This window comes from Novacetimonas maltaceti (assembly GCF_002906255.1).
Lineage (GTDB): Bacteria > Pseudomonadota > Alphaproteobacteria > Acetobacterales > Acetobacteraceae > Novacetimonas > Novacetimonas maltaceti.
In genome coordinates this window covers 65,617-73,975 of the sequence record NZ_POTC01000014.1, presented here as the reverse complement: position 1 = coordinate 73,975, position 8,359 = coordinate 65,617, and the positions used below count along the sequence as shown (strand labels likewise).

General features: G+C 66.2%; 9 protein-coding genes and 1 other RNA gene. 3 read left to right on the top strand and 7 right to left on the bottom strand.

Translation table 11 applies throughout. The features are described 5' to 3' along the window. The 4 genes from ftsL to rnpB all read right to left on the bottom strand — a co-directional run. Positions 1-498: cell division protein FtsL (gene ftsL, locus KMAL_RS07295; protein WP_456306375.1), on the bottom strand; the 498-nt coding region annotated here is incomplete at its 3' end. Beyond that, positions 495-1,520 carry a 16S rRNA (cytosine(1402)-N(4))-methyltransferase RsmH gene (gene rsmH, locus KMAL_RS07290; protein WP_110095087.1) on the bottom strand — a complete coding sequence of 342 codons (1,026 nt, stop codon included), beginning with the start codon at positions 1,518-1,520 and terminating at the stop codon, positions 495-497. The genes ftsL and rsmH, both read right to left, overlap by 4 nt. 5 nt (positions 1,521-1,525) lie before the next feature. Continuing rightward, positions 1,526-2,005, bottom strand: coding sequence for a division/cell wall cluster transcriptional repressor MraZ (gene mraZ, locus KMAL_RS07285; RefSeq protein ID WP_110095080.1), 480 nt, complete (start codon positions 2,003-2,005; stop codon positions 1,526-1,528). A gap of 375 nt (positions 2,006-2,380) precedes the next feature. Further along, an RNA gene (gene rnpB / locus KMAL_RS07280) (RNase P RNA component class A) lies at positions 2,381-2,808 on the bottom strand. Between the two features lie 83 nt (positions 2,809-2,891). On the opposite strand from rnpB, the gene KMAL_RS07275 reads away from it, so the two are divergent. Then, positions 2,892-3,872 carry an alpha/beta hydrolase gene (locus KMAL_RS07275; protein ID WP_110095079.1) on the top strand — a complete coding sequence of 327 codons (981 nt, stop codon included), beginning with the start codon at positions 2,892-2,894 and terminating at the stop codon, positions 3,870-3,872. A 96-nt stretch (positions 3,873-3,968) separates the two neighbouring features. Here KMAL_RS07275 and KMAL_RS07270 read toward each other — a convergent pair whose 3' ends face one another. Both KMAL_RS07270 and zwf read right to left on the bottom strand, forming a co-directional pair. Continuing rightward, a complete protein-coding gene (locus KMAL_RS07270; protein ID WP_110095078.1) occupies positions 3,969-4,412 on the bottom strand; it encodes a hypothetical protein in 444 nt (147 codons plus the stop codon). Positions 4,413-4,415: 3 nt separating this feature from the next. After that, on the bottom strand, positions 4,416-5,897 hold the full coding sequence (zwf, locus tag KMAL_RS07265; RefSeq protein WP_110095077.1) for a glucose-6-phosphate dehydrogenase: 1,482 nt from the start codon (positions 5,895-5,897) through the stop codon (positions 4,416-4,418). A gap of 258 nt (positions 5,898-6,155) precedes the next feature. Here zwf and KMAL_RS07260 point away from each other — a divergent pair, with 258 nt between their 5' ends. Beyond that, on the top strand, positions 6,156-6,431 hold the full coding sequence (locus KMAL_RS07260) for a DUF2312 domain-containing protein (protein ID WP_110095076.1): 276 nt from the start codon (positions 6,156-6,158) through the stop codon (positions 6,429-6,431). 83 nt (positions 6,432-6,514) lie between these two features. After that, on the top strand, positions 6,515-7,168 hold the full coding sequence (locus tag KMAL_RS07255) for a hypothetical protein (RefSeq protein ID WP_110095075.1): 654 nt from the start codon (positions 6,515-6,517) through the stop codon (positions 7,166-7,168). A 21-nt stretch (positions 7,169-7,189) separates the two neighbouring features. Here KMAL_RS07255 and proB read toward each other — a convergent pair whose 3' ends face one another. Continuing rightward, positions 7,190-8,344, bottom strand: coding sequence for a glutamate 5-kinase (gene proB / locus KMAL_RS07250; RefSeq protein ID WP_110095074.1), 1,155 nt, complete (start codon positions 8,342-8,344; stop codon positions 7,190-7,192). Positions 8,345-8,359: the final 15 nt, after the last annotated feature.

Sequence of the window (8,359 nt, the reverse complement as noted above, 5' to 3'; positions counted from 1 at the left end):
AAAAGACAGGGCATGGTGCGCCACCGGCGGGAGGGGGGCGGACTGCGCCACCGGGTGCGGCACGCTGGCCTGCGCCAGCGTCACGGCAGGGGGTGCCACCGGGGCATGCGGGCGCGCCACGGGTTCCGCCGTTGCGATGGGCATGTGGTCCGCGGCAAGGGAGACGCCCATGTTCGCACGCGGGTTGGACGGCGCGATGGGGGCCGATCCCGGCGCGGGCAGGTGCGCGCTCAGGCTGGCGACCTGCACGAACTGCGTGGGCGCCACGGGCCGCAGCGTCGGGTCATAGCGTTCGGCCAGCTTGTGCAGCCGGTCGGGCTGGTTCAGCATCGTCCATTCCGCACGCAGCATGGCCGTCTGGTCACGCGTGCGTTCGGTCTGCATCACGATCTGCGCGATCTTCTGGTCAAGGGCGGAGGTCTGCTGCTTCTTCGTGTAAAGGAACAGCCCGGACCCCGCCGTCATGATGGCGCATAAAAGCGTTATGATCCGGATCATTGCTGCTGTCCCATATCTGTAGCGGACTCGGTGGGGGGGAATGTCGTGACGCGTTCGACCGTGCGCAGCCGCGCGCTGCGCGCGCGCGGGTTGCGGTGGCATTCCGCGTCCGACGGGCGGATGGCCTTGTTCCTGACAAGGCGGAAGGCCGGGCGCTGCGTCCGCTGCACGGCGGCCCCCGGGTCATGGCGCGACGGGCCGGGCATGCGGCCCGCGGCACGGTTCAGCGCGAGTTTCACAAGGCGGTCTTCAAGCGAATGGAAGGACACCACCACCAGCCGTCCCCCCGGCGCAAGCAGGCCGAGCGCCTGGTCCAGCCCGCGTTCGATCTGTCCCAGTTCGTCATTCACATGGATGCGCAGGCCCTGGAACGTACGGGTGGCGGGGTCGATGCCCGAACGGTCCGCGCGCACGACCGAACGCACGATATCCGCAAGGCGCGCCGTGGTGGTGATCGCCTCCTCCGCGCGTGCCGCGACAATGGCGCGCGCCACGCGGCGTGACATCCGCTCCTCGCCATAGGTGTAGATGATGTCGGCGAGTTCGCTTTCCTGGTAGCGGTTGACGACGTCGGCGGCGGTCGTGCCTTCGTCGCCCATGCGCATGTCGAGCGGGCCGTCCATGCGGAAGGAAAAGCCCCGTTCGGCCTGGTCGATCTGGTAGGACGAGACGCCAAGGTCGAGCGTCACGCCATCAAGCGCCGTCACCCCGCGTGCCGCAAGCAGGGACGCCATGTCACCGAACCCGCCCTTGATCATGCGCAGGCGCGAACCCCCGTTCCCGTCGGGAAAGGACGCCGCCTGCGCATTGCCGCGCGCGATGGCGGCGGGGTCGCGGTCGATGGCCCACAGCGTGCAGTCGGCGGCGGACAGGATGGCGCGCGCGTAACCGCCCCCGCCAAACGTCCCGTCAAGGTATGTGGCGCCATCGCGCGGCGCGAGGTCGCACAGCACCTCGTCCAGCATGACGGGAACATGGCCGCCATCCGTACCCGGAAGCGATGCCGGTGGGGGGGATGCCATCACGGTCATGCCGATCCTTCCGGCGGGGAGGCGGCCGTTTTCCTGCCGGCGGTGAGCGCGCGCGCACGCGCGCGTGCTTCCGTGCGGCGCTGGGCGGCGGCGTCGGGGTCCCAGACCTGGAAGATGCGGCCAAGGCCCATGAAGGCGACCTGTTCGGTCAGTTGGGCATGCGCGCGTAGTGTCTCGGGCAGCAGGATGCGTCCTTCCTTGTCCGCGTCGATGGGATAGGCATCCGCATAGAGCGCGGTGGCGAGGTCGTCGTGATCCTCGGAAAAGATGTCCACCTCGTCCAGCGGGCGCGCCAGCGCGGAGAACGAGGCGCTGGGCCATGCTTCCAGGCAGGGATGCAGGTGGGAGGGGCGCATGATGACCAGCGGTTCGCCCGCCCGCGAAAGGGTGCGCAGCGTCGCGCGGAAGGCCGACGGGATGGAGACCCGCCCCTTGGCATCCAGCCGGTTCTGATGCGTGCCAAGGAATACACTCACGCTGCGCGATGCCCTCCCTGGCATGGATTACAGAGGTCTGAAACGCTGTGCCCGGCGCGGGTGAAAGGTGCTTCCTTCACTCAACTTCACTGGGTCTATGTGGGATATCATGGGATTTCATGGGCGGTCAATTAAAGATATGCAGAAAATGGCGGCAGACTGCTATTGTTCCGCGATGGGGCGTGTAATGACAGGTAAAGAGGAATATATCCCCCCTGTTCTGCCATTCCTCGTCCCTGTTCCAGATATGTTTATGTTTTGTTCTTTTTGATGAATACTTTGTTACCCACGCGCCCGTGCCATGCGGGCAGGCGGGGTTGAGGGGGAATAAACGGCCGTGGGGCACGGGTTGGGGGATGTCAGGACAGGGGTAAAGATGCCAGACGGTCTGTAAGCCGGGTTCTGTCCATCCCCGGTGGGGATGGGACGGCCATTCCTCTGGGACGCGCCTTGCGGCACGCCTCACGCGACCAACCCGAACGACGGGGCGGAAGGCCCCTGGCGGCGCGGACCTGAATCCGCCCGCCTGCCGTTCCTATTCGGTCTTGCTCCCGGTGGGGTTTGCCCTGCCGCCCATGTTACCATGCGCGCGGTGCGCTCTTGCCGCACCGTTTCACCCTTGCCCCCAACATCCGGTCCGGTCGCGAAACCGGGCCCTCTGCCGTGGGGGCGGTCTGTTTTCTGTGGCACTGTCCCTGGGGTCGCCCCCGCCGGCCGTTAGCCGGCACCGTTCTTCCGTGGAGCCCGGACTTTCCTCCATCACCGCACATATGCGCGCCGACAGCGGCCGTCCGACCGTCTGGCATGCGGAAACTGGCGGTGCATGCGTCGCGCGTCAAGGGCTAAAGCCTTGTGACGCGAAAACTCATGACCGATCACGAAAGGCGTGCTGTTGTCTGTTTCCGATGCCGCGACGTCCGCCGCCCCCGTGCGCGGGCGGCTTCCGGGGTTTTTTACCCGCCTGTTCCTGCTTGGCGCAAAGGCCAGTGCCGCCCGCCACAATCATGTCCCCCATTCGCTGGAGGATATCCGCAGGCGTTTTGACCGCCCATGTTTTCCCAAACGCCTCTCAAGCCTGCAGGTCCGGCGCGTGATCGACATCCGCGTGCCCGGCGCGACCGAACTGCGTCCCGCGCGGCTGTATGTGCCTTATGGCAGGGTGCGTGGCGTCGTGCTGTTCATGCATGGGGGCGGGTATGTCCATTGCGGCCTGAACTCCCACCATGGGATCTGCTGCCGCCTGGCGCGGCAGTCGGGGGCGGCGGTCGTCTCCTTCGACTATCGCCTTGCCCCGGAAAACAAATTCCCCGCCGCCGTCGACGATTGCTGGGCCGCGCTACAGTGGGTGGCGGGGGAGGCATGGCGCTGGGGCGGGAAGGTCGCGGTGGCGGGCGACAGCGCTGGCGGCACGCTTGCCGCCGTACTCAGCCAGATGAGCAGGGGATGGAAGCATCCGCCTCTTGCGCTGCAGTTGCTGTATTACCCTTCGCTGTATGGGGAACGTCCCGTCCCCTCGCGCGAGGTCTATGCAAACGGGTATGTGCTGAGCACCCGCGTGATGGAATGGTATGCGCAGGAATACATCCACGACCCGAAGGACCTGTCGGACCCGCGCCTTGCCCCGATCTTCGCGGCATCGCTCGCCAACCTGCCGCCTGCGGTCATCGCCCTGGCGCAGTGCGACCCGCTGCATGACGAGGGGACAGGATATGCCGCCGCGATGGAAAAGGCGGGGTCACAGGCCTGCACCCGGACATGGCCGGGCACGGTGCATGGTTTCCTGAATTTCTACGCGTTCCTGCCCGGCGGGAAATCCGCGATCCATTATGGCGCGCGCAAACTGCGCGAGGCGTTTGCCCGGTCCTGAACGGAGGGGGACGGTGCCGCCTGTTTTCTAAAAAGGACGGGTGGTTTTCGAGGCTTTCTGGAAACAGCTTCCCCAGGAAATTCCTGCATATCCCGGTTACTGCGGCATGGCGTGGAACACGCCGGGCGTCTGCCAGTCGGTCTGCACGCTCTGCGACAGGCGGTCCACCCGCAGCGTGAACAGGCGTGGCAGGGTGTTGCGATCCCCCGGGCAGGAGCCGGAGTGCCGCTCCATCACCTCAAGGTTCGTGGCGTCGGGCGGGTCGTTGCCGTTGAGGACGAACAGCAGGCAGTCCTTGCGGTCATGCGTCATGCCGTTATGCGTCACGACCGTGCGGAAATGCTCCACCAGCGCGGTGTTGTCGAACCAGCTGACCTTGGAGAAGGTCAGCTTGTCCGCGGCCTGGTCCAGCCACCCCATGCGCATGACGACAAGCGTCAGCAGCGCCATGGGAATCACCATCAGCACGCGCCGGATGATCCGCTGGCGGATCGTCATGGGCGCGCGGTTCCGGCCCGAAAGGCGGGGAGGGGCTGCCATGCGTTATTTCATGTCCTCGTGCCACAGGTGCCCCGACTGCGCCAGCAGGTTGCGCGCGCCCTCCGGCCCCCATGTCCCGGCGGGATAGGGTTCGAGCGGGGCTTCATTCTTGCTCCATCCCTGCAGGATCGGGTCGATCCACTTCCATGCGGCCTCGACCTCGTCGCGGCGGATGAACAGGATCGGGTCGCCGCGCACGACATCAAGCAGCAGCCGTTCGTAGGAATCGGGGTAGCGGATGTTGAACGCCTTCTCGAACTCGATGTTGATGTCGGCCTCGCGCAGCGTCAGGCTGTCGGTGGGGGTCGGGTCCTTGGTGGAGACCGACAGCATCACGCCCTCGTCGGGCTGGATGCGGATGATCAGGCGGTTGGCGGCGGGCTTGTTGGCAAAGATGGTCCACGGCGCGGACTTGAACTGGATCACGACCTCGCTGCACTTCTCCGCCATGCGCTTGCCCGAGCGCAGGTAGAACGGGACGTTGCCCCACCGCCATGACAGGATTTCCGCCTTGAGCGCGACAAAGGTCTCGGTCTCGCTCGTGACGCCTTCGCCAAGGTCCTCGAGGTAGCTGCCCACCGTCTGCCCGTTGACATGGCCGCGCATGTACTGCCCGCGCGAGGTGTAGATCGCGACCTCCGACGGGTTGATCGGCTTGAGCGCGTGCAGCACCTTGAGCTTCTCGTTGCGCACGCTGTCTGCATCCAGTGACACCGGCGGGTCCATCGCGACAAGGCACAGGACCTGCAGCAGGTGGTTCTGGATCATGTCGCGCAGGCAGCCGGACTTGTTGTCATAATACGCGCCACGCCCCTCCACGCCCACGGTCTCGGCGGCGGTGATCTGCACGTAGTCGATGGCATCGCTGGTCCACAGCCGTTCGAACACCGGGTTGGCGAAACGCAGCGCGATCAGGTTCTGGACCGTTTCCTTGCCCAGGTAATGGTCGATGCGGAAGATGTGGTTTTCGGGGAAATGCCGTCCGACGCTGTCATTGATGGCGTTCGCGCTGTCCAGGTCCGTGCCGATCGGCTTTTCCAGCACGACGCGCGACTGTTCCGTGACCAGTCCCTGCTTGCTCAGGTTTTCGCAGATCTGCCCGTACAGCGCAGGCGACGTCGCAAGGTAATAGACACGGATGCGTGTGGCCGGTTCCCTGTCAAGCAGCGCGCGCAGGTCGGCCCAGTTGCTCTGCGCTTCCGCGCCGTTGAGGCTGACGTAATAGAGCAGGTTGATGAAGCGCGAGACCGTGTCCGCCTCCAGCGCCGAAGCGGGGATGTGGTCATGCAGCGCCTGCTGCGCGCGGGCCTGGTATTCCTCGCGCGAGAGGGGGGAGCGCGCGGTTGCGATGATGCGCGCATCCGTGGGCACCTGCCCGTCGCGGAAACGGTAATACAGCGCAGGCAGCAGCTTGCGCATGGTCAGGTCGCCCGTTCCACCGAAGACGATGTAGTCGAACGTATCGACGGGGGGAAGATGTGCCATGAAAGTCGGCCTCCTGCCTGATGTTCTGTTTCCTGCCCCGTATTTCCGCCACGCACGGCATATCGGGAACGCGGACACGCCGGTACCAATGGTCAGGGTTCGATTAGGGCCGCCTTCCGGAGCATGTCAAGCTGGCATTGACCCGCGTCCGTCATCGCGATAAGCCCGCCGTTCAAAAGCGTTATGCGTGCCGCCTGCCCGTGGGAGGCATTGCGGCGCGTGTGACGGCCCCATCACCATATCCGGAGGCAGCGGACAATGAGTGCCGATAATTTCGAAACCGACGAAAGCAGTGCGGCCGTTGGCGGCATTGCTGCCGACCGGCTGCGCAGCATCATCGAACGTATTGAACGGCTCGAGGAAGAGCGCAAGGCCCTCGCAGGCGACATCAAGGACATCTATACCGAGGCGAAGTCCGCGGGCTTTGACACCAAGGTGATCCGGCAGATCATCCGCCTGCGCAAGCAGGAACCGGCCGAGGTGGAAGAGCAGGAAACCCTGCTGGACATCTACCGCCGCGCGCTGGGCATGTGATGTCCCGCAGGGATGATGGCCATATGGCCGACCGCCTGGCCTGAGGGTATGTTTCCTGTCATGCGCAAGGCCAGGAGATACCCATGACGCTTCCTCTGCCCGAATGGCTGCCGCAATGGGCGCAGGCGCTCGTCCTGATCGCCGGGCTGCTGTTTGTCGCGCTGTGGATGGTGGTCCCCTTCGCGGTGATCGGGGTGAAGGGGCGGCTTGACGCCCTTGCGGTGCAGATTGACGACCTGCAGGCCGAACTGCGCGTCATGGCAATGTCGAGCACCTCCGCCCCGGCGCGTGAGGAGGCGGAGATCACGTCGGGCGAACCCCTGTCCGAAGTTCTGCGCGCGCAGGACCGTGACGAGGCGGCCATGCCGGGCGAAGGGCAGGGTGCACGGCCACGTACCGCCCGCCTGCCGGACCCCGAAGACCCGGAATGTGACATCCCGGCCTATGAACGTCGCGCGGTCCCGCCCGTGACGGGGGATGCGTCCCCGCCCGGCCGTCCGGATGATGTGCCGCCACCACCACCGATGACGCCCCCGCAGCAGGCAGCACGGCCACCGGCATCCGCGGAAGCGGGACGGGTGCGCATGCCGCCGCGCGCGCCTGCTCCGCCCGCGGCGGATGCCGACGGGGCGGATGCGCGTGTCGCGATGGCGCGCAAGGGGTTTCCCCGGACGATGCGATGGGCGGAACGGCGGCAGCGTTCGGAGCCGACACTGCGCTGGCCACCCCGGCCGTAAACGCAGTCCTGCGGCGGGGTGTCAGGTGGTGGGGAGGCAGGCCCGGTCGCTCATGACCAGGTCGTCGCGATGGATGATCTCGTCACCGCCATGCCAGCCGAGGATCTCCTCGATCTCGTCGGACTGGCGGCCCATGATGCGCAGCGCATCCGCCGCGCCATAGGATGACAGGCCATGGGCGATGCGCTGTCCGTGCATGTCGGTCACGCTGACAAGGTCGCCCCGGTCGAAATCGCCAGAAATTTCGCGGACCCCTGCGGGCAGCAGCGAAGAGCCGCTCAGCAACGCGCGGACCGCGCCCTCGTCGATGACAAGGGTGCCTGCGGGCGTCAGGCTACCGCCAATCCATTTCTTGCGTGCCGAACGCGCATCCGGTGACGGCAGGAACCATGTGCAGCGCCCGCCATCCCACAGCGCGCGCAGCGGGTGCAGCGGCTTGCCCTGCGCGATGACCATGGCGCATCCTGCCTGCGTCGCAATCCGCGCGGCCATCAGTTTCGTGCGCATCCCGCCAGAGGAATAGCCCGGCGGCGGCGCGCCCCCCATGGATTCAATCTCGTCCGTCAGGCTTTCGACCACCGGCAGGTGGCGTGCATCGGGATCGGTGCGGGGGTCGGCGGTATAAAGCCCGTCAATGTCCGACAGCAGCACAAGCTGGTCCGACGTGGTCATTTCCGCGACACGCGCGGCAAGCCGGTCATTGTCGCCAAAGCGGATTTCCGTTGTCGCGATGGCGTCGTTTTCATTGATGATCGGCACGCAGCCCAGCGTCAGCAGCGTATTGAGCGAGGCGCGCGCATTGAGGTAGCGGCGGCGATGTTCCGTATCGTCGGGCGTCAGCAGCAGTTGCGCGGCGTTCAGGCCGTGGCGCGACAGTGCATTGGTCCAGGCCTGCGCCAGACGGATCTGCCCGACGGAGGCGGCGGCCTGCTTTTCATCGAGGCGCAGCACCCGGCGCGTCAGGCCCAACTGGTGGCGGGCAAGGGCGATCGCGCCGGACGACACGACAATCACCTGCGCGCCCTGCGACCGCAGCGCGGCGATATCCGCCGCGACGCTTTCCAGCCACTCCTGCCGGGGGGAGGCGGTCCTGGCATCGACCACCAGCGCGCTGCCGATCTTGACGACGATACGCTGTCCGTTCTTCAGGCTGGGCAGGGGAGGGAGGGCTGTCACGGTCGTCTCTATCTG